General features: G+C 66.8%; 20 protein-coding genes. 9 read left to right on the top strand and 11 right to left on the bottom strand.

Annotated features, from left to right (window positions below):
• The first annotated feature begins 21 nt into the window (after positions 1-21).
• From VF167_19075 to VF167_19060, 4 genes are all read left to right on the top strand, one after another.
• Positions 22-795: a CPBP family glutamic-type intramembrane protease gene (locus VF167_19075; GenBank protein HEX6927535.1), complete on the top strand. Its 774-nt coding sequence runs from the start codon at positions 22-24 to the stop codon at positions 793-795.
• A 93-nt stretch (positions 796-888) separates the two neighbouring features.
• On the top strand, positions 889-1,314 hold the full coding sequence (locus tag VF167_19070) for an OsmC family protein (protein HEX6927534.1): 426 nt from the start codon (positions 889-891) through the stop codon (positions 1,312-1,314).
• A gap of 156 nt (positions 1,315-1,470) precedes the next feature.
• Positions 1,471-2,265 (top strand): ATP-binding cassette domain-containing protein, encoded by a 795-nt coding sequence (locus VF167_19065; GenBank protein HEX6927533.1) that lies wholly within the window; start codon positions 1,471-1,473, stop codon positions 2,263-2,265.
• Positions 2,262-3,896, top strand: coding sequence for a glycine betaine ABC transporter substrate-binding protein (locus tag VF167_19060; GenBank protein HEX6927532.1), 1,635 nt, complete (start codon positions 2,262-2,264; stop codon positions 3,894-3,896). The genes VF167_19065 and VF167_19060 overlap by 4 nt, the downstream gene beginning before the upstream one ends.
• A 61-nt stretch (positions 3,897-3,957) precedes the next feature.
• Here VF167_19060 and VF167_19055 read toward each other — a convergent pair whose 3' ends face one another.
• Positions 3,958-5,220, bottom strand: a complete 1,263-nt coding sequence (locus tag VF167_19055; GenBank protein HEX6927531.1) for an APC family permease — start codon at positions 5,218-5,220, stop codon at positions 3,958-3,960.
• A 349-nt stretch (positions 5,221-5,569) separates the two neighbouring features.
• Between VF167_19055 and VF167_19050 the strand changes: the two genes are divergently transcribed.
• Together VF167_19050 and VF167_19045 are read left to right on the top strand one after the other, a co-directional pair.
• Entirely contained in the window at positions 5,570-6,259 is a 690-nt protein-coding gene (locus tag VF167_19050; protein HEX6927530.1) for an HAD family hydrolase, read from the top strand.
• Between the two features lie 330 nt (positions 6,260-6,589).
• A complete protein-coding gene (locus VF167_19045; GenBank protein HEX6927529.1) occupies positions 6,590-8,656 on the top strand; it encodes a hypothetical protein in 2,067 nt (688 codons plus the stop codon).
• A 147-nt stretch (positions 8,657-8,803) separates the two neighbouring features.
• Here the strand turns inward: VF167_19045 and VF167_19040 are convergent, their stop codons facing one another.
• From VF167_19040 to VF167_19030, 3 genes are all read right to left on the bottom strand, one after another.
• A complete protein-coding gene (locus tag VF167_19040; protein ID HEX6927528.1) occupies positions 8,804-9,817 on the bottom strand; it encodes an alpha/beta hydrolase in 1,014 nt (337 codons plus the stop codon).
• Between the two features lie 146 nt (positions 9,818-9,963).
• Positions 9,964-10,515: a pyridoxamine 5'-phosphate oxidase family protein gene (locus tag VF167_19035; protein HEX6927527.1), complete on the bottom strand. Its 552-nt coding sequence runs from the start codon at positions 10,513-10,515 to the stop codon at positions 9,964-9,966.
• Positions 10,516-10,612: 97 nt separating this feature from the next.
• On the bottom strand, positions 10,613-12,067 hold the full coding sequence (locus tag VF167_19030) for a serine/threonine-protein kinase (GenBank protein HEX6927526.1): 1,455 nt from the start codon (positions 12,065-12,067) through the stop codon (positions 10,613-10,615).
• A gap of 321 nt (positions 12,068-12,388) precedes the next feature.
• On the opposite strand from VF167_19030, the gene poxB reads away from it, so the two are divergent.
• Both poxB and VF167_19020 read left to right on the top strand, forming a co-directional pair.
• A complete protein-coding gene (poxB, locus tag VF167_19025) occupies positions 12,389-14,110 on the top strand; it encodes a ubiquinone-dependent pyruvate dehydrogenase (GenBank protein HEX6927525.1) in 1,722 nt (573 codons plus the stop codon).
• 31 nt (positions 14,111-14,141) lie between these two features.
• Entirely contained in the window at positions 14,142-14,801 is a 660-nt protein-coding gene (locus VF167_19020) for a class I SAM-dependent methyltransferase (protein ID HEX6927524.1), read from the top strand.
• Between the two features lie 298 nt (positions 14,802-15,099).
• Here the strand turns inward: VF167_19020 and VF167_19015 are convergent, their stop codons facing one another.
• The 5 genes from VF167_19015 to VF167_18995 form a co-directional block, all read right to left on the bottom strand.
• On the bottom strand, positions 15,100-16,410 hold the full coding sequence (locus tag VF167_19015; GenBank protein ID HEX6927523.1) for a GAF domain-containing sensor histidine kinase: 1,311 nt from the start codon (positions 16,408-16,410) through the stop codon (positions 15,100-15,102).
• A gap of 135 nt (positions 16,411-16,545) precedes the next feature.
• Positions 16,546-17,310 (bottom strand): NAD(P)H-binding protein, encoded by a 765-nt coding sequence (locus tag VF167_19010; GenBank protein HEX6927522.1) that lies wholly within the window; start codon positions 17,308-17,310, stop codon positions 16,546-16,548.
• Positions 17,311-17,400: 90 nt separating this feature from the next.
• Positions 17,401-18,072, bottom strand: coding sequence for an HD domain-containing protein (locus VF167_19005; GenBank protein HEX6927521.1), 672 nt, complete (start codon positions 18,070-18,072; stop codon positions 17,401-17,403).
• Positions 18,073-18,074: 2 nt separating this feature from the next.
• Positions 18,075-18,926, bottom strand: a complete 852-nt coding sequence (locus VF167_19000) for an alpha/beta hydrolase (protein ID HEX6927520.1) — start codon at positions 18,924-18,926, stop codon at positions 18,075-18,077.
• 298 nt (positions 18,927-19,224) lie between these two features.
• Positions 19,225-20,163, bottom strand: a complete 939-nt coding sequence (locus VF167_18995) for an alpha/beta hydrolase (GenBank protein HEX6927519.1) — start codon at positions 20,161-20,163, stop codon at positions 19,225-19,227.
• A 426-nt stretch (positions 20,164-20,589) separates the two neighbouring features.
• On the opposite strand from VF167_18995, the gene VF167_18990 reads away from it, so the two are divergent.
• A complete protein-coding gene (locus VF167_18990) occupies positions 20,590-22,275 on the top strand; it encodes an FAD-dependent oxidoreductase (protein ID HEX6927518.1) in 1,686 nt (561 codons plus the stop codon).
• A gap of 126 nt (positions 22,276-22,401) precedes the next feature.
• On the opposite strand, the gene VF167_18985 is transcribed toward VF167_18990, so the two are convergent.
• Positions 22,402-23,208, bottom strand: coding sequence for an isocitrate lyase/phosphoenolpyruvate mutase family protein (locus VF167_18985; protein ID HEX6927517.1), 807 nt, complete (start codon positions 23,206-23,208; stop codon positions 22,402-22,404).
• A 98-nt stretch (positions 23,209-23,306) separates the two neighbouring features.
• Entirely contained in the window at positions 23,307-26,216 is a 2,910-nt protein-coding gene (locus VF167_18980; protein ID HEX6927516.1) for a LuxR family transcriptional regulator, read from the bottom strand.
• Positions 26,217-26,721: the final 505 nt, after the last annotated feature.

Here is a 26,721-nt window from a genome sequence, read left to right as displayed (position 1 = left end):
GTAATTCGTAGTTCGCCGGCAGTGGCGCCGAACTCTCGGGATGCTCTCGCGCTCCGGCGCGACCGGGGCTTGCTGCGCTGGCGTGGCCCGGCGGTGGTGCTGTTCGCCCGCTCGGTGCTCGCCGTGGCTGCCCAGGGGGTGGTCGCGGCGATTCTGGTGCTGGGCGGATCGGCGGTGGCCTGGCAGGACTCGGAGGCCTGGCTGCCCGTTTATGGCACCCTGATCGACCTCGGATGCCTCGCGTTGATCTGGCGGTTCACCCGCCGTGAGGGGATCCGGTTGTTCGACCTGATCGGCTTTGAGCGCGCGCGGCTCACCCGGGACGTGCTGCTCGGCCTCCTGTTGATCCCCCTCAGCCTGGTGTTCATCCTCGGCGGGGTCTATTTCGGCAGTTGGCTCGTCTTCGGAACCCCCACGGGACCCTACACCTCCGGGCAGCTGCCCCTGCCGGCCGCTCTCTACGGTGTGCTGATCTGGCCATGGCTCTGGGGCCTGACCGAGCAGATGACCTACAACGGCTATCTGCTGCCTCGTTTTCAAGTTCTTTCCCGCAGCACCGCCGTCGCCGTCGCGGTCGTCTCCTTCTCCTGGGCGGCGCAGCACGCCTTCATGCCCATGACCTTCGACGGCGAGTTCATGGTGTATCGACTGGTGGCGGCGGTGCCGAACTCCGTTTTTCAGACGATGCTGTACCTGCGGCTGCGCCGTGTTCTTCCGTTTGCCATCGCGCACGCCCTACTGGACGGGGCGAGCGTGCTGATCGGGGTGCTGCTGCCGGCGTTGCGGGCAGGCTGAGGCAGGGATAAGCCATCCGAAGGAACGACGCTTGCTCGGCTGGCGCGTACCGGTGATAGGAGCGAGACTGACCTTTTCCAGGAGCGGGTGGCCATGGCACAGCCAAGCGAGGTGTCGGTACGGGTGGGGGCGAGCGGGTTCAGAGCCGAGATCTCGGCCCGGGGGCACACCCTGGTCGCGGATGAGCCGGTCGACGTGGGCGGGACCAACGAGGGTCCCACTCCGTACGACTACCTGGCGGCAGCGCTGGGCAGCTGCACGGCGATGACCATCCGCATCTACGCCGACCGGCGCGGCTGGCCGCTCCAATCGGTGACCGTGCGCTTGACGCACAGTCGCGAGCACGAGCGCGACTGCGAGGAGTGCGAAGCCTCGCCTGTCGGGATCGACCAGTTCACCCGCAAGATCGAGCTGGTCGGCGATCTGACGGAGGAGCAGCGCGAGGGGCTGCTGCGCATCGCGGATCGCTGCCCGGTGGGCCAGACGCTTCAGCGCGGGCTGCGAATCCTTCCGGGCTAACGGAGGGGCCGCTCCGAAGCCTTTCCAGACAGCCGGAGTCTTTTCGGATAGCCAGGTCGCCATCTCTTCGGGGCCGCTGCCAACTCCATCCTCAAATGCGTGGATCGCCCGACCGTCGTGACTGGCGATCTGGAGACACGTCACGCCCAGTATCCCGTGACCGAATCCTTGAATCTGGCCTCGCTCACTGAGCTCGATCGCCCGGTGACGCTCGAAGCGCGCGGCGTGCGGGTCGCTCTGGGCGGCACCATCGCGGTCGACCGCGTGGACCTCCGGGTCGAGCGCGGCGAGTGCGTCGCACTGGTGGGCGAGAGTGGCGCCGGCAAGACGACGCTGCTCCGTTGCTTCAACCGGATGGTGGTGCCGTCCGAAGGGGTGGTGCTCGTGGGTGGAGTGAACGTGGCGCAGCAACCGGCCGTGCAGCTTCGCCGCCGGGTCGGCTATGTGCCCCAACACGGGGGCCTTCTCCCCCACTGGCGGGTGCTGCGCAACGTGGCGCTGGTGCCCACGCTGCTCGGTCGGGTGGACGCCAATGACGCTGCGGCGCGTGCGCTCGAGCTGGTCGGTCTGTCGCCGGAGCAGTTCGGCGATCGCTTTCCCCAGGAGCTCTCCGGAGGGCAGCGGCAGCGCGCTTCGCTGGCCCGAGCGATCGCCGCCCGTCCGGGCGTGCTATTGATGGACGAGCCCTTCGGCGCGCTGGACGCCATCTCCCGCTCGGAAGTGCAGGATGCGATGGTGACGCTGCGGCGTGAGCTCGGCATCACCACCCTGCTGGTGACCCACGACCTGCTGGAAGCCGACCTGCTGGCAGACGAGCTGGTGGTGATGCGCGCGGGCCGCATCGAGCAGCGGGGAACTTTCGAGCAGCTCGTCGAATCGCCAGCAACTCCGTACGTGGGCAGGCTCATCGAACGGGCGCTCGCCGGAAAGGGTCGGAGGGCGGCGCGATGATCGGCCGGGTCGGTCTGGTCATCACCTCGCTGCTCGTGTTGATGCTCTGCGCCGAGTGGACGGGTGCACAGGGGGAAGCCGGGCGTCCCGCATCGAGCACGACGCCCGATCCGGTGGTGGTTGCCTCGAAGCCCTTCGGCGAGTCGTACCTTCTCGCGGAGATGTTCGCCCAGCTGCTCGAGGCGCACGGTATCGCCGTCGAGCGGCGGCCTGGCCTCGGCGCCACCGAGATCGCCTTCGGGGCTCTGCGCACCGGTGCCATCGACATCTATCCGGAATACACCGGCACCGGCCTGCTCGCGGTCCTCCACGACACTCTTCCTCCCGAGGTGCTGGCCCGGCCGCGCCAGGTGTACGCCCACGTCGCCCGCGAGTTTGCTGAGCGCTACGACGTCCGATGGCTGCCGCCGCTCGGCTTCGAGAACACCTACGCCATCGCGGTCCGCCCGGAGACCGCTGAAGAATACGGCCTGCGCACGCTGAGCGACCTGGCGCGGCGCGGATTGGAGCTGAGGGCGGGCTTCACCCCGGATTTCATCGCTCGATCCGACGGTCTCGCCGGGCTCATCCAGGCGTACGGGGAGGGGATCCGACCCGCGGAGATCCGGCCGCTGCTGCCCGCGCTCAAATACCGGGCGCTCGCGGATGGTGCGGTGGACGTGGTCGATGGCTTCTCCACCGATGGCCTGCTGGAACGGTACGGCCTGGTGGTCCTGGAGGACGATCGCGGCTTCTTCCCGCCCTACGAGGCGGCCGCGCTCCTCGGTCCACGGGTGGCCGACCGTACGGATGTGATCGCGGCGCTCAGCCTGCTCAGCGGGCGGCTCGACGAGGCGACCATGCGCGCGCTCAACCGGCGGACGGAGGTGGACGGCGAGCCGGTCGAGGTGGTGGCGGCGTCAGCGCTGAACGCGCTGGGATTGTCGTCAGCCCGCGGTCTCCCCGGTGCAGGGGCGGCTCTCGGCTCGCCCCAGGGGAGCCGCGGCGAGTCCTTCGCCGCGTACCTCTGGAATCGGCGCGGGGAGCTGCTGCGCCTCGGCCTGCGACACCTGGAGCTGGTCGGTCTCGCCCTGGGGGGAGCCGTCCTCGTCGCCATGCCCCTGGGTCTGGCCCTGGAGCGAGGGAGAGCGGCGTCGGGACCCGCGCTGGGCGCGCTGGGCGTGCTGCAGACGATCCCCAGCATCGCCCTGCTCGCCTTCATGGTCCCGCTGCTCGGGGTGGGCGTAGTCCCCGCCGTGGTGGCGCTGTGGATCTACGCCCTCTACCCCATTGCCCGCGGCACCTATACGGGCGTGCGCGAGGCCGATCCGGCGGCCGTCGAGGCCGCCGAGGCACTGGGGATGACCCCGATGCAGCGGCTCATGCAGGTGCGCCTGCCGCTGGCGGCGCCCGTCATCATGACTGGTGTGCGTACGGCGGCGGTCATCACCGTGGGTGCGGCGACCCTCGCGGCCTTCATCGGCGCGGGTGGTCTCGGCGAGCCGATCGTCCAGGGTCTCGCCATCGCTGATTCGCGCATGATCCTCTCGGGAGCTCTTCCGGCCGCCGCGCTCGCCCTGATCATCGACGGCCTGCTCGGGGCGGTCGAGCGCGGGGTGAGGCCAGGGCACCTACGGGGGAAGCGCGGGTGAAGCGGATGGTGGGGCGGGGGCCGCAGTTACGGATTACGAATTACGAATTACGGATTACGGATTATCGGTGCCGCGCGAGCATCACCAGGCGTAGACCGAGCCCCAGTGCGAGCACGGCCAGGCCGGAGAAGACAACCGGTGCGGTCAGCGAGAGCGCGAGTACGACGCAGCTCAGGAAGCCGAGCCGTGGGATCCAGTCGGAGTACAGCTTGGCCTCGCGCGGCATGCGCAGCGCGCAGAGGTTGGCGATGCCGTAGTAGACGAGGATGGTGAAGGCGGCGGCGGAGGCGATGCCGCGCAGGGTCCCCGCGGCCGCGACCACCGCCGCAATCGCACCAACCACCAGCACGGCGCGTCCGGGCACCTGATAACGAGGATGAACATAGCCCAGGAAGGCCGGCAGGTCTCGCTGTCGGGCCATGGCGTACACCATCCGGGAGAGCGCCAGGAGCTGGGACAGGATCACGCCGAGCATCGCTGCCACGCCCCCTATCGCGACCACCACGGCAACCCACGGGAGGCCGAAGCCCTCCGCGGCCACCTGCAGCGGGGCCGGGGTGCGCGACATCGGCTCGGCCCCGACGGCACCGACCGCGGTGAAGGCCACCGCGACGTACAGGAGGACCGCCCCGACGATCGTGACCAGGATCGCCCGCGGGATGGTGCGCCTCGGGTCCCGCACCTCCTCCCCGAGGGTGGCCACGCGCGCGTAGCCGGTGTAGGCGAAGAAGAGGAGCGCCCCGCTCTCCAGAACCCCGCGCCAGCCAGCGGGCGCAAAAGGGGTCAGGTTGTCAAGGCGGACGGAATCGCTGGCCATCCCCGCGACGACGAAGGTGACCAGCGCACCCAGGGAAACCGCCACGATGGCGAGGTTGGCCCAGCTGGAGCGCCGGATGCCGAAATAGTTGACGATGGTGAAGACGACGACCGCCACCACGGCGACGACTCGCGGGCGAAGGCCCGGCAGCACCGTGTCCAGGTAGCCGGCGAGGCCCAGCGCCACAGTGCCGGCAGCGGCAATCTTGCTGGCGAGGAACAGCCATCCGGCTGTAAAGCCGGCCCAGGGATTCAGCACCTGATAGCCGTACTCGTAAGTGCCGCCCGACCTCGGGTACTCCGCGGCGAGTTGGGCCGCGCTGAGCGCGTTGCACGTGGCCGCGATCCCGGCGATGACGAGCCCCACCAGGAACGCCGGTCCGGCAATCCCCGCGGCGACCCCGGTCACCACGAAGATGCCCGCGCCCACGATCGCGCCGAAGCCGACGCCCACCGCGTCGAGCAGGCCCAGATCGCGTCGTAGCTGAGTCTCAGACCCTGAGGTCACAGAGGACGCATAGTTGGCCGCGGAGAGGATGAGGGAAGGCCGGACACGTCCCGTTCCCGGAGTAATAACGAACAGCTTTGCGCTGGGCGAATCGCCCGCTACCACTTCGTTCCTCCTGGCAGAACGAAGACTTCTCTCGCTTTCCGGTCATTCTTCCAACCGCTATCAATCCCAATCAGCGGCGAAGCATCAATCTCAATCAGCGGCGACTCCTTTACGTACTCCGTAAAATGCTCCACGATCTCTGGGTTCCAGGTAGTCCGGCGGGCTGCAGGGAGGTCACAGCCACGGCACGCATCTGGCTTCCCCGGCCGCGGAGTCCACGACAGCCACCCGACCTCACCGCACCATGAACGCCAGCCTGTCAGAGGGTCCCGCGCTTCTCTTCGATCTGGACGGCACGTTGATCGACAGCGTCTACCAGCACGTCCTCGCCTGGCGCGACGCCCTGGAGGAAGCGGGGATCGAGCTCTCGGTCTGGCGGATCCACCGGCGCATCGGGATGAGTGGGGGGTTGTTCGTGAACGCCTTGCTGCGGGAGACCGGGCGCTCGGTCACCGAGGAGGAGGCGGAGCGGGTGCGGGAGCTGCACGCCCTCGCCTTCGAGCGACGCTCGAACCAGGTCCGCCCGCTTCCCGGCGCGCGGGAGCTGCTAGCGCACCTTTCGGAGCGCGGGGTTCCCTACGCGATCGCCACCAGCGGCAGGCTGCGCACGGCCGGGCCGAACCTGGAGATGCTGGGCGTGCCACCCGGAGTTCCGATCGTGACCCGAGACCAGGTGCGGTATGCCAAGCCCGATCCCGACCTCTTTCTGGCAGCCGCGGAGCGGCTCGGCGTTCCCATTGACGCCTCCATCGTGGTGGGGGACAGCGTCTGGGACCTGCTGGCGGCCCAGCGTGCCCGAGCGCTGGGAGTGGGTCTGCTCTCCGGTGGCTATGGTGAGGATGAGCTCAACCGCGCCGGGGCGTACCGGGTCTACCAGGATCCTGCCGACCTGATGAACCACCTGGACGAGATCGGGATTCGCGCGGCGCAATAGCACGTCGCGAAAAATTACGAACTACAAATTACGAATTACGCCTCAACGAACGACCGGGCCGAAAGAGACTAAGGATCGAGTGCCGGCATGGCTGCGGCGCGATCCTTCGCTCCGCTAAGGGTGACAAAAACAGTAAATCAGGGCAAGGCAGTCAGAACCTTATCAGTGCGGGGAGCGTACGTCACCGTAATTCGTAATTATCCGGCCCGCTCCGCCGCCACTATTGCTTCCGCGGCTCGCCACCTGCATCCTGCTGTCTCATCCCTTCTTCATCGCTGCCCTCCCTTCTTCGACAGATCCTCCGATCCTCGTCAGGCACGTGACCTCCCCATGACCGACCCGAATAGTCTACAGGCCGAGCCGGGGTCGAAGAGCTCGACGCGCCAACCCCCCGGAACCGCCACCTCACACGCGCGCGGCGCGGCGGAGGCGCTGATGCCCGAGGGGCGGGCTGCTCCGCAACGCGAGATCCGCAATCAGACGCCGTATCGGATCGCGATTGGCCTCAGGGAGGAGCCGCGCCGACGGATTCTCCACGTTCCTCCCTGGGGGAGCCGGCTGCTGCCCGAGGAGGAGTGTGAGAAGCTCGACCTCGAGTCGTGGGAGTCGCGGTCGATCATCAGCACACGAAAGGTGATGGTGCTCCCCTCGCTCGCGAGCCTGCTGGCGAGCGGCCTGGCGCTAGGCCTGCTCGGTGTGGGTTTCTACGCGATCCTGGTGTGGGGAGTCTGGGAGCTGTTGTGGGAGCCGCCCACGTCGTACTGGACGTACGTCCCACAGATCATGCTGGTGGTCGGTTTGGGTGGAATGCTGCTGCAGCTCCACAGTGCTGGCCGATCCAAGGAGGTGACCCGATACCTCTACCGGAAGTTCACCTTCTCGGTGAGCGCCGTCTTCGCTGTCCTCGTATTCCTCATCTCCTTCGGGCTGCCCCTGGCAGCGCTCCTCTCGGCCGAGGGATGCTGCGTCGTTCCGGGGGGCGCCACCGGTCCCATGGAGGTCTTCGAGTGGCTGCGGTTGCAGTTCGAGACCGATGCCCCGCGGGCGACAGGCCGAGCCCTACAACTCGGCTTCATTGGGTCGGTAGCCGTAATGCCGGGGTTCCTCTATTTCCTCTTCGACCGGCGTAAGTTGTCGAGCCTCCGAGAGCGGTTCTTCCGCTCGGTCGTGCTCCTCGACCCCGAGATCCGGACGCTCGAGGATGCGGAGAGCGTGTACGGTGCGCGCGCCGACGAGATGCTGGGTAGGCCTGACGAGGCAGGTGTGACACACCCCCATTTCACCCGGCTCCTCATCATCCTTCTGGCCACATTCGTCATCACTCTCGGCTGGATCACCGCGCTCGATTTCGTTGCCCCGGACACGCTCGCCGTCGGCCCGGACACGCCTGGCGTCGCTCCCCCGGAGACTTCGGCCAGGCAACTGCACGAGTATCTGACCCCGCGGGCCAGCCCGGTCGTCTTCGCCTTCCTCGGCGCCTACGTGTTTGCGGTTGGAATGATCTTCCGCCGCTACGTGCGCTCCGACCTGAAGCCTGAGGCCTACGCGCACGTGGTGGCGCGCATCTTCGTGGCGGTCGTGGTTGGGTGGGTCTCCGCCGTTTTCCCCTTTCTCGGCCCCGAGGAGGGCGCGGCTCCGTCGGGGGTTTTGCTGACCACCGCGTTCGTGATCGGCTTCTTCCCGGAGACGTGGATCACGTACCTGCGGGAGTGGGCGCAATCGCGGGCCTCCATCGAGGTGAGTAGCGTGAGCGACCCGTACCCGCTCGACCTGCTGGACGGGGTAAACCTGTACCACCGCGCCCGGCTGATGGACGAAGGGGTGGACAATATCGAGAATCTTGCCCATGCGGATATCGTCGACCTCATGCTCCACACCCGCATTCCACTGGAGACCCTGCTCGACTGGGTAGACCAGTCGATTCTCATCCTGCATGCCCTGCCGCGCGGTGCCGCCGATACGGCGGTGGGGGCAACGTCGCTCGACATCCTGCGTGACCACGGGATCCGGAACGCCACCGACCTGGTTCGTGCCTGGGAGCTGGCCGAGGCCCGCAATGACACAGCCGCTCTCCGGTCCCTGCTTGGGCGCACTGAGAACGGGCCGTGGCGGATTCGTGTCATCCTGGACGCGATAAGCGACGATCCCTGGATGCCGCAGCTGCGCCGCTTCCGCCGCCAGGACCCTCCGACTCGCGTCTTCTCGTGGGAGCTACTGCGCTTCTGGGATCTCGGGGAGGGTGTTTTCCTGAACGCCTTGAAGCGGGCGGAAAGTGTGGAGCAGGCGGAGATCGAGACGATGGTGCCGATGCTGATGAAGGCACCTGCGCCGGCCGCGGAACAGGCGCTGGCGGTTCAGACTTCAGCTCCGGTACGCACGCCAGCCCCCGACAACTGACGGAGACTGAGAGGCGCGTCCGGCGGGAGAGTCAGAGGTGGAATCCGCACGTCTGTTTTGACGAGGGGAGCCAGGGGTCAGTCCCTGACTCCCACTTTCCTATTTGACGGTCTGATCTCCGAGCTAACCCGAGGATCGAGCCGATCGCTAGTCGGTCCGGGACACGGAAGCACGCGAGGCTGCCGCCACGATGCCATCGGCGATCGTCGGCACGAAGGCATCGGGCAGGTCGTGCCCCATGCCCGGGATCACGCGGAATTCGGCGTTGGCGATGCTCTCCGCCACCTCACGCCCGCCCTGGACGGGTACCAGCGGATCTTCCGCCCCGTGAATCACTACGGTCGGCAGCTGCACCTGGCGTAACGTCTCGCGACGATCCTGGAAGCTGGCCACGAGCGACGCCGCCTGCTGCCGGGCAAGACCCACCGGATCATCCGCCCGCCGAAAATCGCGCTCCACCCGCTCGCGGATCACGCTTTCGTCTGTGGGATGAGCCGGGCTTCCCAGAGCCTTGCGCGCCCTCACCTCGTAGGCGATCCGCTCTTCCACGGTGCCGCCGACCGGGGGAGTTCCCACCGAGGCCAGCACTTCCGGTTTGGCGGGGAGCGGAAGCGTGGGATTGCCCGACCCGGCCATCATCGAGGTAAGTGAGAGCAGCTTTTCCGGGTGATGAATCGCCATCAACTGCGCGATGATGCCGCCCATCGACGCGCCGACGACGTGCGCACGCTCGATCCCGAGCGCGTCGAGGAGCCCCACGGCGTCGGCGGCCATGTCCTCGAGCGTGTAAGGGAGCGGCGGCGGCAGACCCTGTTCGCCGGCCCGCTGCAGGGCCGCCCAGTCCGGCGGACCGGCGGAATCCAGGTGGGTCGAGAGCCCGGTGTCGCGGTTGTCGAAGGTGACGACGTGATAGCCCCGATCCACCAGCTCCTGGATCAGCGCCTCCGGCCAGTCGATCAGCTGCATGCCCGTCCCGCCAATGAGCAGGATGGTCTCGCGATCAGCCGGACCGTGGCGCTCGTAGGCCAGGGTGATGCCGTTGGCCTCTGCCGTTCCCGCCGTGGGTGAACTGCGCGCGGCCGGGCTCGCGTAAGAGGCGCATCCGGCCACCAGGGGGACAAAGAAAAGCGCGACGGCCGCCGCGCGTCGGAATGATTTCATGCGGGTCTCCCGCGTTGCTTGGAGGTGAGTGTCAGCCGCTGCGTCAGCCGGGCTGCTGCAGCGCTTGCAGACGGGACCGGCCGAGGCAACCGCGACACTTCAGCCGCCTCGGTGCACGACCGCGCCCGTCTACGCGTGGGCTCGGCTCATGGTTTCGGCGCCAGCGGGGCGGGAAGTCCGTCGATGCTTCGCGAGTTGTTCTTGAGTCGGTACTCCGTGAGCTTCTCTCCCTTCGCCTCCGCCCAGCGGATGAGCGTGTCGCGTTGCTCGACCAGCGAGAGCCGGGGAACGCCGAACCCGCAGGACGTCTGGACTCGCGAGATGTCGGTCACGATGATCTGGCGTGTGCCGGGATAGCTCGGAAACCGCTCGGCCAGCTCCGGCCAGGACGGATCGCCGGGGAGCACCACCCTGCCTCGCCCGTAGAGGCGCAGGACGCGAGGTGGCCCGTCGAACGCACAAAACATCAACGTGATTCGCCCGTTCTCCGTCAGGTGCGCCGCCGTTTCATTCCCGCTGCCGGTGAGGTCGAGATACGCTACCTGCACGGGCGAGAGCACGCGCAGCGAATCGAGCCCTTTGGGCGAGAGGTTGACGTGGCCGTCGCGGGAGAGCGGCGCCGAGGCGACGAAAAAGACCGGCTGAGCCTCGATGAAGGCCTGCAGCTCGGGTGTGATGTTTTCGAAGACTTTGCCCATGGTGGCTGGGAGAAGGTGATTGTGCCTGGACGAAATCTCAGCCTCGGGGTCGAAGGTTCCTCTGCTCAGTTCGGTGTACACGTGAGACCAGACTGCCTCATCGATAGACGATGCAGGATCTAGTCGGCTCTTCGGGATCGTAGAGCACGGAGACCACGTCGCCGGGCCCCCAGTACCGGGTCATCTCCTGGGCGCAGCGCATCGACCCCACGTGGTAGACACCGTCCGCCTCGAACTCGTACCTGACCACGGCGTATATGCCGCCCGTGGGGACGGCGGCCCGGATCGTTCCGACGGTGAACCTACCGTTACGAAAGAGGTCGTCGTACTCCCTCCTCCGCTTCTTCACTCCCCAGGCATAGGCAGCCGTGATGCCCCCGAGCGTGACAACTGCGGTCGCGCCGGAAATGCCAAGCCATAGCAGATGCTCCAAACCCGACCAGGCGCGGCGGGCGGGGAAGAGGGGGTGCATCAGGTTCCGGTAGACATCCCTGAGCTCACCTCCGGGGTCTCGTGGGGGATCTGCCATGTCCACGAAGCGGGGCTCGCCGGCGATCCCCAGCAGGGACCGGGGCGGGGTGGGGGCCGGCGCGGGCACCACGACCCGGTGGTGAGAGACGGAGGTCGACCGCTCCTGCGCCGGCTCGGTGAGAATGCGCCGGGCCGTCTCGGCCGTTTGCGGGCGATCCCGCGGCGCCGGGTGAAGCAGCGCCGCGATCAACCGCCGGAGCGGCGGGTCGACCGGCAGGTTGTCGGGGACCTCGATGCGGCCACCGTCGAATGGAAAGTCCGAGGGAGGGCGACCCGTAACCACATGGAGGAGCGTGGCACCGAGCGAGTAGAGGTCGGAGCCGGGGCCACCCTGTCCGACGAGCTGCTCGGGGGCCATGTAGCCGAAGGTGCCCACCACTGTCGTCCTCGTGGCCCCCGCGGGTTGCCAGCCCAGGTTAACCCCGCCGAAATCCACGAGCGCGGGGGTCCCACCGGGGCGCAGCAGCACGTTGGAAGGCTTTAGGTCGCGGTGGATGACCGGCGGTACGCGCCCGTGGAGATATTCGAGCACGTCCAGCAAGCCGAGGGTGAGATCGAGGACCTCCTTCCGCCCCGGCAGCGGCCCCGAGTCCATTCTCTGCTGGAGCGATTGGCCCTCGATGAATTCCTGCACGAGGTAGAACGTCGCGGCATCCCCCTCTCCCTCGAAGAAAGCGAAGACTTTGGGGATTCCGGGATGATCGAGCTTGGAGAGCGTTCGGGCCTCGCGCTCGAATAGCTCGAGGTGCTTCCAGTCGCCGAGGCGGGCGAGGTGCAACTCCTTGATGGCGACGCGGCGGTTCTCCCGAAGGTCCGAACAGAGCAAGGTGCGCGCGGACGCTCCCTCGCCGAGGAGCCGCAGGATCTGGTAGCGGTCAGCGATCACGCGCGGTGTGCCAGCCGGATCCGGCCTCGAGGAGTTCGCGGGCGAGAGAGGATCTGCCACGTTGCGCTTTCCGGGCGAGGGTGCGCCGGCGACGACCACCGCGGTCAACGGCCGCTCGGTGAGGGATTCCAGCAATTTGCCGTCGGGGCGGGTTCCGGCAACCCCGACAGCTCTAAACGGCTGACCAGCTTCTCCACGGCCAGTCGCGCGACGCGCGATGCCGACGTCTTCCGCTGGCGGCAAGGATCGTCCTGCCAAACCGACTGGCACCAGGGCGCACCTGGTCACGTGGGCAATTGCAGCCAGCTCATGTATACGGCTCCGGCGGATGCACCGCTGCCAGGCCATACTCGCCCAGCATGCCGCGGCGGCCAGCTTCGTGCACGCGGGCCAGAGCAACGGTCTCCGGCTGCGCAGCACCGGGATCTAAATGCATCCACTTCAACAGACATTGCCATGGCCACCGTTGCCGAGGTCCTGGTCGAGACCCTCGTCCGCGCGGGCGTGCGCCGCGTGCTCGGAGTCGTGGGCGACTCGCTGAACAGCATCACCGAGGTGATCCGAGCGCGGGACGACATCGAGTGGATCACCGTGCGGCACGAGGAGGTGGCAGCCTTCGCCGCGGGTGGGGAAGCACAGATCACCGGCACGCTCGCGGTGTGCGCGGGGAGCTGCGGCCCGGGGCACGTGCACCTCGTCAACGGGCTCTACGACTGTCACCGCTCGAGGGTGCCGGTGCTCGCCATCGCCGCGCACATCCCCAGCGCCGAGATCGGGAGCGGATACTTCCAGGAGACCCGCCCGGAGCTTCTCTTCCGCGACTGCAGCGCCTATTGCGAGACCATCTCCCAGCCGTCGCAGGCGCCCCGGGTGATAGAGATGGCGATCCAGGCGGCACTCGGCCGGGAGGGTGTGGCCGTGGTGATCGTGTCCGGCGACGTCGCCGCCATGCGTGCCCCTTCGGACGCCCCACGCGTTTCGATCCGCAAGCCGCACGCGATCGTTCGCCCCTCCGACGCCGACCTGGACGCGCTCGTGGAGGGGCTCGAACGGGCACGGAGGGTGACGATTCTCGCCGGCCTGGGATGCGCCGGTGCGCACGACGAGCTGATGGCCGTGGCGGACCGGCTGGCTGCGCCGATCGTGCACACCCTGCGCGGCAAGGAGTTCGTGGAGCACGACAACCCGTTCGACGTGGGGATGACCGGGCTGCTCGGCTTCGCGTCCGGCTATCAGGCTATGGAGCGCTGCGATGCGCTCCTCATGCTCGGCACCGACTTCCCATATCAGCAGTTCTATCCTGAGAAAGCCTGGATCGCACAGGTCGACATCCATGCCGAGCACCTGGGTCGGCGCACCCGGCTCGATCTGGGGTTGGTGGGGGACGTGGGCAACACCTTGCGCGCGCTGCTACCGCGGCTCTCCAAGCGGGAGGACCGCGAGCACCTGGACGATTCTCTTCGCCGCTATCGGGACACGCGCGCGCAGCTCGACCGACTCGCCAGCGGCGACTACAAGCGGCGCCCGATCCATCCGCAGCATCTCACGCGCGTCGTGAACGAGCGAGCGGATCCCGACGCTGTGTTCACTGCCGACGTGGGCACGCCCACGATCTGGGCCGCGAGGTACCTGATGCTGGGCGGCATGCGCCGGCTGCTCGGCTCCTGGATGCACGGCTCCATGGCGGCGGCGATCCCGCTCGCGATAGGCGCCCAGCTGGCGAGCCCCGAACGCCAGGTTGTCGCCCTTGCCGGCGACGGCGGCCTCGCGATGCTGCTGGGCGACCTGCTCACCATCGTGCAGCACGGCCTCCCGGTCAAAGTGATCGTGTACAACAACGGCTCCTTTGCCTTCGTCGAGCTCGAGATGAAGGCGGCGGGGCTTCTCCCTTACGGAACCGATCTCGAAAACCCCGATTTTGCCGCTGTCGCGGAGGCTGTAGGAATCACGGGCATACGCGTTGAGGATCCCGGTAAGGTGGATGACGCGATTCGCGCCGCGCTGAACCACAAAGGCCCCGCGCTCGTAGATGTGGTGGTCAACCGCCAGGAGCTGTCGCTGCCGCCGACCATCACACGGCAGCTGGCGGGCGGGTTCAGCCTGTATCTGGTGAAGGCAGTGCTCAGTGGCCGCGCGGACGAGGTGATCGATCTCGCGCGGACGAATGTGTGGAGGTGAAGGACAATTCCACGCTTGGTGAGTAGTTGCAATGTCAGCGGTCAAGAATCGACATGATCATCATGCTCCGGGAACCCTGATCCGGCATGCCCGGTTTTATGACCTGTTCGCGCCCGTGGTCACGCTGGGACGTGCGCGGCGAATCCGCGAGGCGATCCTCACACGTGCCGCGCTTTCGTTCGGAGAGCGGGTGCTCGACGTCGGCTGCGGTACCGGGACGCTCGCCATGGAGATCCGGAAGAAGGTGGGGTCCGAGGGGGTGGTGCACGGCATCGATGCATCCCCGGAGATGGTGGCGCTGGCGAAAGAGAAAGCGGCCGCCAGACAGCTCGACATCGGCTATAAGGTGGCCGCTGCGCAGCATCTACCCTTCGAGGATGGCTCTTTCGATGCCATCCTCTGCACGATGGTCATGCACCACCTGCCGCGCGACCAGCGGGCGGACGCGATCGCGGAGATGTTCCGGGTGCTCGTCCCGGGCGGCCGCGCGCTGATTGTCGACCTATCCCGGGAAGGCGGGCTGCTCGCTCGAATGAATCCGATCGTCCTGCTGCACGGTCAACAATCGCTGGAGACGATCCGGGAGGTGGAGGATCTCATCCGGAAACGCGGATTCCAGGAGGTCGCCACCGGCGCGCTGGGATTCGGTAGCCTGGGGTACGTGCTGGGTCGGAAGGCCGCCGCCACGTAGGGGCTGAGCTCGTCGTTGCCGATTACGGCGAAAGCCCGGGCGGCTTCCCACCCGGCGTGGTCTTCGTTGGGCCCGGATCAGGTCCAGCATCTCGGATCCAGCATCGTGCGTCGTCGGGAATGCTGGAGATCGTCCAATCACTGAAATGCAACATGGAATGGGCGGCGTAGGCGGGCATGATGTGGCCCGCACGTCGCACTTCCCCGGTAGTTGGAGTACGAGCGGACAACACCACCCGTCCTGTGCCAGCTCGTTGTACTGCCGACAGATCGAGCCTTCCTCGACCCGGCCTGACTGCTCAGGCCGCGGCCAGGGGAAGGGTGAACACGAACCGGGCACCCTTTCCCGGTTCATTTTCGGCCCAGACGCGTCCTCCATGCGCCGTAGCGATCCCCTGTACGATGGCAAGCCCGAGCCCGAGTCCTCCCCCGTCGCCTCGGGCTGCCTGCCAGAATCGGTCAAAGACGTGGGGGATCTGGTCCGGTGGAATCCCCGGGCCGGTATCCGTCACGCAGCAACGCGCTTCATCCCCGTGGGTTGCCGCGGCGATCTGGATCTGGCCACCTGGCGGCGTGAACCTGATGGCGTTGGACAGGAGATTCCCGATGAGCTGCAGAAAGCGCGCGTGGTCCACCATCACCACCGGCGACGGCGCCGCTACGGTCCAACTGAGCTGGATGCCCCTCTCCCGAGCCGCGGGCGCGTGAAGCTCGACCGCTTCCATGACGAGTGGCACCAGTGGCTTTGGCCGGGGATCGACCGCCAGGCGCCCGCTCTCGATCCGCGACAGATCCATCAGGTCATCGATCAAGGTAGTGGCCTGTCGCGAGGCGCGAAGGATCGTTCGCAGCATTCGCGCGCTCACGTCCGTTGAGTCCGTCGCGGACCGCTTCAGCACCAGCGTCGCCGCTGTCGCTATGGCGCCGATCGGATTTCGCAGATCGTGGGAAACGATTCGTAGAACCTCGTCGCGCGCCCGGATTGCCTGATTGGCCTCGGAATAGAGACGTGCGTTGTCGATGGCTAACGCAGCGGTGCGGGCGAGCTCTTCAGCCAGAAGGAGGTCCTGCGGACCGTAGAAGCGGTCGGTCCGGGTGGAAGCGAGGAGCAGGGCTCCGAGAACGGCACCCCGCGCGATCAGCGGGACCAGCAGCAACGAGGTCGCTCCGGCGAGCCGAAGGAGGTCTTGCTCGGCCGGGTTTCCGGTCTCCATGTCGGGAAGATCTTCGCGATTCGGCGTGAGGAGCAGCGGCTCGCCGGAGCGGAGCACATCGGCCAGGGGTCCACTGGTGCCCACCTCCGCCGGGAAGAAGCACCTGTGGCTCTGCGCCTCCTGCGAGGGCTTCCGGTGACCCAGCCCTACCCGCTGGACTCCTCCGTCCTCGATCAGGGCGAGCTCGCAGTAGCACGCGAGACGTGGTACCGCAAGCTCGGCCACTTTCTGCAGCGTGACCTGGTAGTCGAGCGACCCGACGAGGGCGTTGCCGACTTCGGTGAGGAATTGCAGTGATTCCCGCGTGCGGATGCGCGGGCGGAGATACCTCCGTCCGCCGGTCGCCGCGAATTCCCTCGCGAGCCCAGGGTCGGACGCATCGACGAGCGTAGTCATGTTACCCCGCCTCCTGTCCGTTATTGACATTGCTGTATGTCGAAACTGAAGGTTCATTCGGGCGGCTCCGGCTTCATACGTGCAACGTCCAGCACATTGCTCGCGCCCTTGCCGCCCGAATGCAGGCCCATCCCGCTACCGTGCGGCCATCTGCGCTTCATTCAGCCATGTGTCAAAGCGGGTCCTGGCGAGACTCGCTCCATCCCCCGGGAGGAGGGTCTGCTCCCGCAGCCTCGCGCCGAAGTAGCGCGCGTCCGGATCGGCGATCACCTCCCGACGATCCTGGTCCGACAGGAGGCGTTGGCGGACGAGCTCATCGAGGCGGAACCGCTCTGGCCCCGCCACTTCGACCACTCCGTTCACCGGTGCTCCGACAGCGACCTGCGCCACCGCCGACGCCACATCCTCGGCGGCCATGGGTTGGATCAGCACGGCAGGGACCCGCACGGTGTCACCCACGGTGGAGGTGTCGGCGATGCCCCTGATGAATTCATAGAACTGCGTCGCACGGACAATCGAGTACGGGCGCGACGAGTCTCGAATCAGGTTCTCCTGCACGACCTTCGCGCGGAAATAGCCGCTCTCTTCGACCCCTTCCGTGCCTGTCCCCACGACCGATAGCACGACGTGATGGCGAACGCCCGCCACCGCCTCAGCGGCCAGCAGGTTTCGCGTCGACGTCTCGAAGAACCTCAGCACTGCCGCGTCCTCGAAGGACGGCGAGTTCGACACGTCCACGACCACGTCCGCGCCATCCAGCGCTTCGGCCAGACCCTCTCCGGTCAGCGTGTTCACGCCCGTGTTTGGTGCGGCCGGTATGGCCTGGTGGCCACCGGCTCTCAGCCTGCCAACCACCAGTGAGCCGATCCTGCCGGTTCCACCTATGATCACGATTTTCATTACGTGCTCCACATTTGATTGGTGCAGCCACATTGGCTTTTCAGCGATATGTGGCTTAGAGCGCGAGCCTACGATCGTCCGGCTGTACGCTCAGTCCTCGAACGGCGCATTCAGCAGGTGATCCACCACCGATGGCCGCTGGTACCCGGGGACGAAACGTTCCCCGAAGTCGCGAGCGAAATTGTCGTAGGTGGTCTCCGGCCTGCTGATGCAGATGCCACAGACGGCATCCGTGAAGCGGAGCTTCATGTCCAGCCGGGGAAAGGCCGCGAGAATTCCCCGCATCTCCTCCGGTGGGAACTGGTCGTAACCGAACCCGCCCCAATCCAGGCCGATACCGGCCGTGCAGAGGGCGACCTCCGTTTCCTTGTACGCCGCGATTGAAGGGGTGGAGTTCAGCGCGACGGTGTCCCAGATCAACTGGGCTCGACGTTCGTCGAGCCCGTGCCGTTCCGCCATGGATCTCGCGCAATCAGCCCCTTCGACCTCGAAGCGCCTCGGGCCGCTGGCGGCCGCGGTCAATCCGATGTCGTGGAGCAATGTCCCGACGGCGATCACTTCGGGATCGTGCGCAGTCTGCCGCAGCTGGGCGAGACGGACGGCAAAGAGCCAGGAGCGAACCGCGTGATTGTAGAGGTATGGTTCGGAGTGCTCCCTGGCATACTCCATCGCCTCCCGGATGAGCGGTGTGTCGCTCACCGTGATGCCACCCAGGAGGCGAGACGGACTGCTCAAGGCGGTCTGAGCGCTCGTGGTGGCCATGCCTAGTTCCCGCTCCTGAGGAAGGCCAGCAACTCCGCGTTCAGTTGATCCTGGTGAGTGGCCGTGATGCCGTGCGGAGCTCCCGGGAAGTAGACCTCCTTCGCGCCCTTGATCAGTCGCGCCGACTTCCTCGCCGAATCATGCACCGGCACGATCTGGTCGTCCTCGCCGTGCAGCACGAGCGTCGGCACATCGAAGGCGAGAAGATCCGTGGTGAAATCGGTCTCGGAGAACGCCTTGATGCTGTCGTAGGCGTTGAGGAGGCCGCACTGCATGCTCCACAGCCAGAACTGATCGAGAACCCCCTGTGAGACCTGGGCATCTGGTCGGTTCGCGCCATAGAACTGAATCGCCAGGTCGCGATAGAACTGCGAACGGTCCTTCAGGAGGCTTGCGCGCAGGCCATCGAACACCTCGATGGGGAGGCCCTCGGGATTCGCCTCAGTCTTGAGCAGGAGCGGCGGGACTGCGGCGATGAGGACGGCCTTCGCCACGCGGGCGGTTCCGTGTCGGCCGATGTAGCGCGCGACCTCACCGCCCCCGGTGGAATGGCCAACCAGCGTGGCGTCACGGAGATCGAGCGCCTCGATCACCGCCGCCAGATCGTCGGCATAGCCATTCATGTCGTTGTGGGACGGCGTCTGACTGGACCGGCCGTGCCCGCGTCGATCGTGGGCGATCACCCGGTATCCGTTCGCCGCAAGGAACAGCATCTGTCCGTCCCACATGTCGGCACTGAGTGGCCATCCGTGGGAGAACGTGACGACTGGTCCGGAGCCCCAATCCTTGTAGTAGATCCGGGTGCCGTCCTCGGTGGTGATGGTGTTCCGGGTGCGTTCGGCGATCGTGCTCATCGTGTGCTCCTCGGTGCAGGTTGATCCGACGGTTTGCGAGGAGCACGATCGCCCTTCCGCCCCGGGGTCGCGTCAGGGGGATGACTGGTGAGGACCCTAGTCGGGCGGGGGCGGCAGAGCGATGACTCGAGAGGGTGACAGGGTGACAAGGTGACAAGGTGACAAGGTGACAAGGTGACAAGGTGACAAGGTGACAAGGTGAACGGCTCGAGAGCCCAGGCCGGCCAACCCTTCCTCCTTGTCGCCTCGTCTCCTTGTCTGTCCCGCCACCCGTTCACCTTGTCACCTTGTCACCTTGTCACGACTCAGCGGGATTCGCGTGTGCGGCGTCGATGTGGACGTGCCGGCTGGCCCAGTCGAGCGCGAAATCGGCGACCTCCTCCCAGCCGGGAAGAGCCGGCATCAGGTGCGCGCGGCCGGGGAATTCCTTCACCTCCGTGACCGTTGCCGACTTGTAGTGCCGGGCGTTCGACCGCTGCACGGACGGCGGCATGAGGTGGTCTTCGGCACCCGAGATGAACAGGAGCGGCGCGCGGGCGTCATTATGATAGTCGACGAAGACGCCCTGCGGTCCCGGGATGAAATTGGCCAGCACGCCGTCCCAGACGATCCTGCCCGACGCCGGTACGTGGTAGCGCTCGTAAAACTCCCGCGACTCGGCCTCGCCGACGGTGTTCGTGAAGGCGTAATTCCACTGCTCGAAGGTGAGCCCCACCGCTCGGTGGTGGTTGGCCGGATCTCTCAGTACCGGGAACGTCGACCGGAGTTGTGATAGGGGCGCCACCAGGACGCCCTCGGTCGGCGCCGAGTCGATGACGATGCCTGCCGCGCCATACCCGTGGTCGAGCAGGATCTGCACGAACGCCCCGCCCGCGGAGTGCCCCATCAGGATGGGTGGGGGATCCACCCGGCGTACGATCTCCTCCAGGTGGTCGATGATCGCCCGAACGGTCAGCTGCTCGATGCGGGAGGGGTCGCTGTTCAGCGCCTCGACCTCCACCTCCAGCCCCGGATAGGCGGGGGCCAGGACGCGGTATCCCTTCCCCTGATAGTAGGGGATCCAGCGCTCCCAGCTGCGAGGGGTCACCCAGAAGCCGTGAACGAGGACGATGGTGTCGGGGCTGGTGGGCGGTGTCTTCCCCCTGCCTCTGCTCCGGGACCTGTCTTCGCTCGGGGTGGCGTTCGCGGTTTGCTCGGTCATGGTGTTCATCGCGTGCTCCTTCAGGATAGTCGACACGTGGGTCAGCGTGGAGCAGGATGGCGCCGGCGCTCCTCTGACCGCGTCAGGGGGATGCCCGGTCGACTGCCCAGTCGGACCTCCCGACAGGGGCCGTTGTTGGTTGTCGTTCTGGCGAGCTCTGGCGGGAAACCGCAGAGGAGATGGAGGACGTCGCGGAGGGTCACGGCGGATGGTAGGATCCTCCGTGACCCTCTGTCGTTGGCTGGATCCGGCAGGTAGCTGGACTGGGGACCAGACCAGGGCTTTGACGGAAGAGGGCCGGAAGGCCGGGACGCATCGTATCATCTCGGCGGTCCGCGAAGTCCGTGCTTCGCACGGAATCGCGTGCCCCCGAACGCACAGATCGTTCGTACACCGCGTGTCCACGGACCCGAATCCGATCGGTCCGCGTGGGCATGCCCTTCCGGCTCGAGAGCCACTGACATGCAGACCGAAGCCCCCACCCGTTCCGCGCCGCTCATGAGGGCCGCGACGGCACCCCTTATGTTTCCGACGCTGAATGCCGCCCAGATCGCACGGATCGCGGCCCACGGCTCGGTTCGCCCGATCGCCCGCGGTGAGGTGTTGATCGAGAGCGGTCAGACGGATGTGCCGTTCTTTGTGGTGCAGGACGGGGAGATCGAGGTCATCCGTCCATCGAGCCAGGGCGATCTTACCATCGCGTTCCATGGACCGGGTCAATTCACCGGCGAAGTGAGCATGGTTCTCGGCCGGCCTGCGATGATGCGGGTTCGTGCCAGCGGGTCGGGTCAGGTCGTGCAGTTGAGCCGCCGCCAGATGCACGCGCTCATTCAGACCGACGGCGAGATCAGCGAGGTGCTGATGAGAGCGCTGATCTATCGGCGATCAGAGCTGGTCGCGCAGGGCATCGGCGACGTGCTGCTGGTGGGCTCCAGCCACTGCACGGCCACCCTTCGCATCAAAGCGTTCCTCACCCGCAACGGTCATCCGTTCAAGTACCTCGACCTCGACCGTGACACCGATGTGCGGGATCTATTCGCTCGCTTCCACCTGGGCCCGACCGACACGCCGGTACTGATCTCCCGTGGCGACTCTGTATTGAAGAACCCCAGCGACGAAACGATCGCCGACTACCTCGGCTTCAATGAGGGAATCGACCGGGTGCGCCTTCGCGACGTGGTGATCGTCGGTGGGGGGCCTGCCGGCCTTGCGGCGGCGGTCTACGCGGCTTCCGAGGGGCTCGATACGCTGGTAATCGAGGCCAGTGCGCCTGGCGGCCAGGCAGGATCGAGCTCGAGAATCGAAAACTACCTGGGATTTCCCAGCGGGATCTCCGGTCAGGAGCTGGCCGGACGTGCATATGCTCAGGCACAGAAGTTCGGCGCAGCCGTCCTGATCGCGAAAGGCGCGGTGGAGCTGATCTGCGACGGGGGACACAACCGTGTGAGGCTGAGCGACGGCTCCATCATCAGCGGTCGGTCGGTCATTCTCGCCACGGGAGCCCGCTACCGTAGACCGGCGCTCGCCAATCTCGCTCAGTTCGAGGGCGCCGGAGTTTATTACAGCGCCACGTTCATGGAAGAGGCGCAGCTCGCGGACGACGAGGAGGTGATCGTCGTCGGAGGTGCCAACTCCGCCGGTCAGGCGGCGGTATTTCTCGCCCGGACCGGCAGGAGAATACACGTCCTGGTCCGCTCCGACAGTCTCTCCGCGAGAATGTCGCGCTACCTGGTTCGCCGCATCGAGGAGATTCCGACCATCCAGGTCCGAACTCGAACTGAAATCCTGGCTCTCGAAGGAAACGGGCGCCTGGAGCGCGTGACCTGGCGCGATGGTAGCGGCACGGTCACGAGCCATGATGTCCGGCACGTTTTCCTGATGACCGGGGCTGAACCGAATACCGGCTGGCTCGATGGCCGTGTCGCGCTCGATTCGAAGGGCTTTATCAGGACCGGCCCGGACCTGACATCCGAAGACCTCGCCGCGGCTCGGTGGCCTCTGCAGCGTCCTCCCTATCTCCTCGAAACGTCACGTCCCGGCGTGTTCGCCGTGGGGGATGTTCGCTGCGCGAACATCAAGCGCGTTGCCTCGGCGGTGGGCGAAGGCTCGATCGCAGTCTCGTTCATCCATCGCGTGCTCGCCGAATAGCTCGAGCACGCTCCTTCCACATTCGATTTCGGGAAAATCCTGCAGGGCGGCTGGCGCATGCCGGACCGAAGGGGCTCGGGGCCGGCGAGCGCCCTTCGGCTGATGCTTCAACCGGCTGCGATAGAGCTAGGCGGGTATGCCGACAGCAGATTCCTTGATCGAGTGAAGCTGGCTCTCGAAATGGGCTATCGACGCGTGGAACAGGAAGGCGGCCCAGCTCACCCGCGCTACCCCGAGGGAAGCGAGGTCCGCGAGCGACCGAACCTGAGGGAGGTAGGTGACGTTCACGGGGCCCCGCACCTCGGACATGAAGTGAGCCAACGCCTCCGGTTCCCCGAGGGCGATCGGGTATACACAATCGGCGCCGGCTTCGAAATAGGCGCTGGCGCGCTCGAGTGCCTCGGGAACCGATTGCCGCTGGGTCGCCGGGTCGGCACCTGCGAGGTAGCCACGGAGGAAGACGTCGATCCGGGCGTTGATGACCAACGGGTAATCGATCTCCGTGGCGGCCAGGCGAACCGACCGGAGCCACTCGGCGTGCACGGCAGGATCGCGGAGGGTGCCCGCCCGGTGGTCCGATTCTTCGAGGTTGCATCCAGCGGCGCCGACGTCACGCAGGGCTTCAACGAGCTCGCGGGGTTCCATCCCGTAGCCAGCCTCGGCGTCTACGGTCACCGGGACATCGACCCCCTGGGCAATCCGACGCGCCGCCGCCAGCATCTCTTCAGGAGGAGCGTTCTCGTGGTCATCGAACCCGAGAGCGGCCGCGACGCCGAAGCTGGTGGTGGCCACCACCGAAAACCCCGCCGCGACCACGGCCCGAGCAGTGGCTACGTCCCACGCGTTCGGAAGCAACAGAGGCGCACCGGGCCGGTGCAGGGAGCGCAAGAGATGACACTTGTTCGACAGGTCCGTCGCGCTCGAGGGATTCATAGTTCACATCCGGTCAGGAGGATCGGTGACAGATCGAAGATCGAAGCAACAGACATTCGACGGGCCGGCGAGGCTTCAGGTGACAGATCGACGGAGCGTCAGGCGAGACCCGCAGCCGTCTGCTGCGTGACCTCCGCGAGCGCGTCACGTAGCTCCCGTCGGCCGGCGATGCCGAGCTTTCGGAACACCTTTCGGAGATGGTACTCGACCGTGCGCGCGCTGATGAACAAGCGGGCACCGATCTGGGGGTTGGTGTGCCCCTCGCAGGCCATCATCGCGACGTGAACTTCCTGAGGCGTCAGCGTCTCCACCCCCTCTCCCGCTCGCCGGCGGACTGTCTCGCCGGTTGCGAGGAGCTCGCGGCGGGCACGCTCCGCAAACGCCGCGGCGCCCATCTGCCTGAAGCTTTCATAGGCGGTCCGCAGGTGCTTGCGCGCGTCCACCCGCCGGTTCGCCCGGCGGAGCCACTCCCCGTAGACGAGGTGACTGCGAGCCAGATCGATCGCCGCGTGGCTGCGGGTGAGCCGCTCGATCGATTCCTCGTAGCACGCCTCGTCGTCAGTGAGCAGCCCACGACAGCGCGCCTCGATTCCCAACGCCCACTCGGTGCCGGCCGCCCGGGTCCGCGTGCTCAGAACGTCGAGGGCTGCGGCCGCCTCGTCGAAGTCTCCAACGCGGACAGCGGCCTCCATCAGTTCGACCAATGGCGAGCCGTACGCGATCACATCCTCGTCTTCACGCGCCTGCCGGGCCTCCGAAAGGGCTCTGTCATATTGGCCCCGGCCATTGTACATGAACGCCGACAGACTCCAGTACAGATCGAATGCCCAACCTTCCCCGCGGCTGGCGGCATCCTCCAGCGACAGATTGGATATCGCCTGCATCCGGACGGGGTCGCCGCGGGCCGCGTCCAGTTTGCATTCCGCGTATGTCAGCCGTGGGAGCCGCGTCGCCTGCGTGATCATGTTGGCTTCGTCGATCAGCAGCGCTGCCTGGGCAAAGGCTCCGGAATGGACGTGGAAGGCGGCGAGATGATTGACGGAATGGGCGAGCAAGCTCAGCCTTCCGCTTGCGCGTCCCACCCGCGCACCGCGTGCCGCAAGCGCTGACCAGAGCTCGTCGTCCCACAGTTCCTGCGCGAGACGGCAGGCCAGCCAGAGCCATCGATGATGCGACCCGAGGTCATCGGCGTCGACGAGCGAGCGCAGCGCGCGGGTCAGCGGAGCGACGGAAGCTGCGTACCCTTCGGTGAACCGTTTCACGAGTCCGTCGAGCAGCAGGTCCGCGACACTCAGCGGCGTCTGCGGGAGCAGTACACGCGCCTTCTCGGCGAGCTCGCGGGCGTGCGGGCCGGTACCCAGGCGGCCCGCGAACAACGCCGACGAGATCGCCTCGAGGTAGGTCTCGCGGGCAAGGGCGTCGTCCAAGGATTCGAGCCGTCGGGCCGCATTGAGCAATACCGCCGGTGCATCGCGTCCGCGCTGGGTGGCGAACACGATCTGAGCGTGCAATCGCTCCAGGCGCGCTCTCTGGAGGTCATCGAGCGGCCCCAACCCGGCAGCGGCCACGAGCGTGGATGCCGATGCGAAGTCGGCGACATCGAGCTTCGTCTGCGCCGCTGTCAGCGTACGCTCGACGCGTACGGCGGCATCGGGGGTCAACTCCGAAGCCCGCTGCATAAAGGCAGCGGCTGCAGACAGGCCCCCGCGCGCCTGCGCGCGGTCGGCCGCAACCATCATCTCAGTGGCCGCCTCCTCGTCCGGCAGTGCCGTTGCGTGGGCGCGATGCCAGGCCCGCCGGTCGGGGTCGAGCAACGGATCCGTGACGTCAGCCAGTGCTCGATGGATGTCGCGACGATCGCTCGGATTCGATGCGGCGTAAATCGCCGAGCGAACGAGCGGATGCGGGAAGCGGACCCGCACGCCGAGATCGATCAATCCCGCGGTCTCGGCCGCAACCCCCGCCTCTCCACCGAGCCCGAGACGCTCCGCGGCGCGCCACAGCAATCCCGGATCGCCCGTCGGTTCGGCGGCTGCAGTCAGCAGGAGCAGCTGAGCGTCGCGCGGAAGCTCTTCAGAGCGCTGCACGAACCCTCGCTCGATGCGGCTCGCCAGCTGGTGGGCGTCGGGGAAGCCCATCCCACCGGCGAGCTCCGCCGGCGTCAGGCAGCTTGGCAGCTCGATCAGCGCCAGAGGATTGCCGCGCGTTTCCTCGAGGATCCGGGTCTTCACCTGTTCGTCGAGCGGGCCCGGGATGATCGCGTCCAGCAGCATCCGGGCGTGCTCGGCATCCAGACCGGGAATCTCGAGCTCCGGCAACCCGTCGAGTACACCCTCGCTGTCGTGATCGCGGACCGCGAATACCAATCCCACGCCCTCGGCGAGCAAGCGACGAGCGACGAAAGCCAGCGTCTGCAACGATACGGGGTCGAGCCACTGCGCGTCGTCGACGATGCAGACGAGCGGCTGATCCTCGGCCCGCTCAGACAGAAGGCTGAGTACGGCCAGACCCACCAGAAATCGATCCGGAGGCGGTCCTGAGCTCATGCCGAAGGCCGTGCTCAGGGCCTCGCGCTGTGGCTCCGGGAGCTTGTCGAGGTTGCTCAGCAGGCCCGCGGACAGGGAATGCAGCCCGGCGAAGGCCAGCTCCATCTCCGATTCGACGCCCGTTGCCCAGGCGATCCGACATCCGGTGGCGGTTTCCGATAGCTGCTCGAGAAGCGCGGTCTTCCCACAACCCGCCTCGCCCCGCAGCACCAGGACCTGGCTCTGGCCCGCACGTACGTGCGCCACCAGCTGATGCAGCACGGCGCGCTCAGCGAACCGGTCCAGAAACTCGGGAGCCCGCCGGCCAGCCGGGTAGTCGAGCGATCCTGCAGGGACGTCATCCCCCTCTGTCAGGAACCGAAGGGATTCAGCCCTGCCGATTCCCTGCCGCACCACCCGTCCGTGGTTTCTCCGACGCATGCGCATCGGGGAGCGCGGCGCAGCTTCCGTGAGAACGCTCATCGTTTCCTCCAAGTGCCCACTCCAGGAACCCGTCGCGCCCAGAAACGCGTCGCGGGTCGGTCGGAGCGGTGTGGCGTCTACTCGGGCGGCCGCGGGTCAGCCGGGCAGGCCCGGCACTCGAGGCCGGTAGGTCTGCAGCTCCGGCCGATGGCTGAGATTTTCCTCTGCGGCATCCGCGACGTCGTATGCGACGAACTCATTCGATTGATCGGACCAGAACAGTAGTGAGAGGGACGGGGAGGCCCTATCAGACGTTGGTATCGCCAATACCATAGCATCATCCGGAGCGACCAAGGCAGGTCCCGCGGTTGCTCGAGACGAGCGGCTGGGTGGGGGACGCGATCGGGAGGGGCGGTGCGGAGCGCGAAAGGGATTGGCCCGGGAGCCGGCGACCGCCAAGCTGGACAACCCGGGTCCTCACCCCAGTATTGGTTGAGCTTGGCGAGGAGTCGCTTGAGATCGGTTCGTCTCCCGATTCGAGCGATTTCGAGCCGCGGAATGCGCT

The sequence above is a fragment of the Longimicrobiaceae bacterium genome (genome assembly GCA_036375715.1).
GTDB lineage: Bacteria > Gemmatimonadota > Gemmatimonadetes > Longimicrobiales > Longimicrobiaceae > DASVBS01.
Note: the sequence above shows the minus strand (reverse complement) of the source record. Positions and strands in the feature narration are given on the sequence as shown.

Excerpts from the sequence above, each read along its gene's own strand:
- VF167_19070 (HEX6927534.1), top strand. The coding sequence starts at position 889 with ATGGCACAGCCAAGCGAGGTGTCGGTACGGGTGGGGGCGAGCGGGTTC.
- VF167_19060 (HEX6927532.1), top strand. The coding sequence starts at position 2,262 with ATGATCGGCCGGGTCGGTCTGGTCATCACCTCGCTGCTCGTGTTGATG.
- VF167_19050 (HEX6927530.1), top strand. The coding sequence starts at position 5,570 with ATGAACGCCAGCCTGTCAGAGGGTCCCGCGCTTCTCTTCGATCTGGAC.
- VF167_19045 (HEX6927529.1), top strand. The coding sequence starts at position 6,590 with ATGACCGACCCGAATAGTCTACAGGCCGAGCCGGGGTCGAAGAGCTCG.
- VF167_19040 (HEX6927528.1), bottom strand. The coding sequence starts at position 9,817 with ATGAAATCATTCCGACGCGCGGCGGCCGTCGCGCTTTTCTTTGTCCCC.
- VF167_19035 (HEX6927527.1), bottom strand. The coding sequence starts at position 10,515 with ATGGGCAAAGTCTTCGAAAACATCACACCCGAGCTGCAGGCCTTCATC.
- poxB (HEX6927525.1), top strand. The coding sequence starts at position 12,389 with ATGGCCACCGTTGCCGAGGTCCTGGTCGAGACCCTCGTCCGCGCGGGC.
- VF167_19020 (HEX6927524.1), top strand. The coding sequence starts at position 14,142 with ATGTCAGCGGTCAAGAATCGACATGATCATCATGCTCCGGGAACCCTG.
- VF167_19015 (HEX6927523.1), bottom strand. The coding sequence starts at position 16,410 with ATGACTACGCTCGTCGATGCGTCCGACCCTGGGCTCGCGAGGGAATTC.
- VF167_19010 (HEX6927522.1), bottom strand. The coding sequence starts at position 17,310 with ATGAAAATCGTGATCATAGGTGGAACCGGCAGGATCGGCTCACTGGTG.
- VF167_19005 (HEX6927521.1), bottom strand. The coding sequence starts at position 18,072 with ATGGCCACCACGAGCGCTCAGACCGCCTTGAGCAGTCCGTCTCGCCTC.
- VF167_19000 (HEX6927520.1), bottom strand. The coding sequence starts at position 18,926 with ATGAGCACGATCGCCGAACGCACCCGGAACACCATCACCACCGAGGAC.
- VF167_18990 (HEX6927518.1), top strand. The coding sequence starts at position 20,590 with ATGCAGACCGAAGCCCCCACCCGTTCCGCGCCGCTCATGAGGGCCGCG.
- VF167_18985 (HEX6927517.1), bottom strand. The coding sequence starts at position 23,208 with ATGAATCCCTCGAGCGCGACGGACCTGTCGAACAAGTGTCATCTCTTG.
- VF167_18980 (HEX6927516.1), bottom strand. The coding sequence starts at position 26,216 with ATGAGCGTTCTCACGGAAGCTGCGCCGCGCTCCCCGATGCGCATGCGT.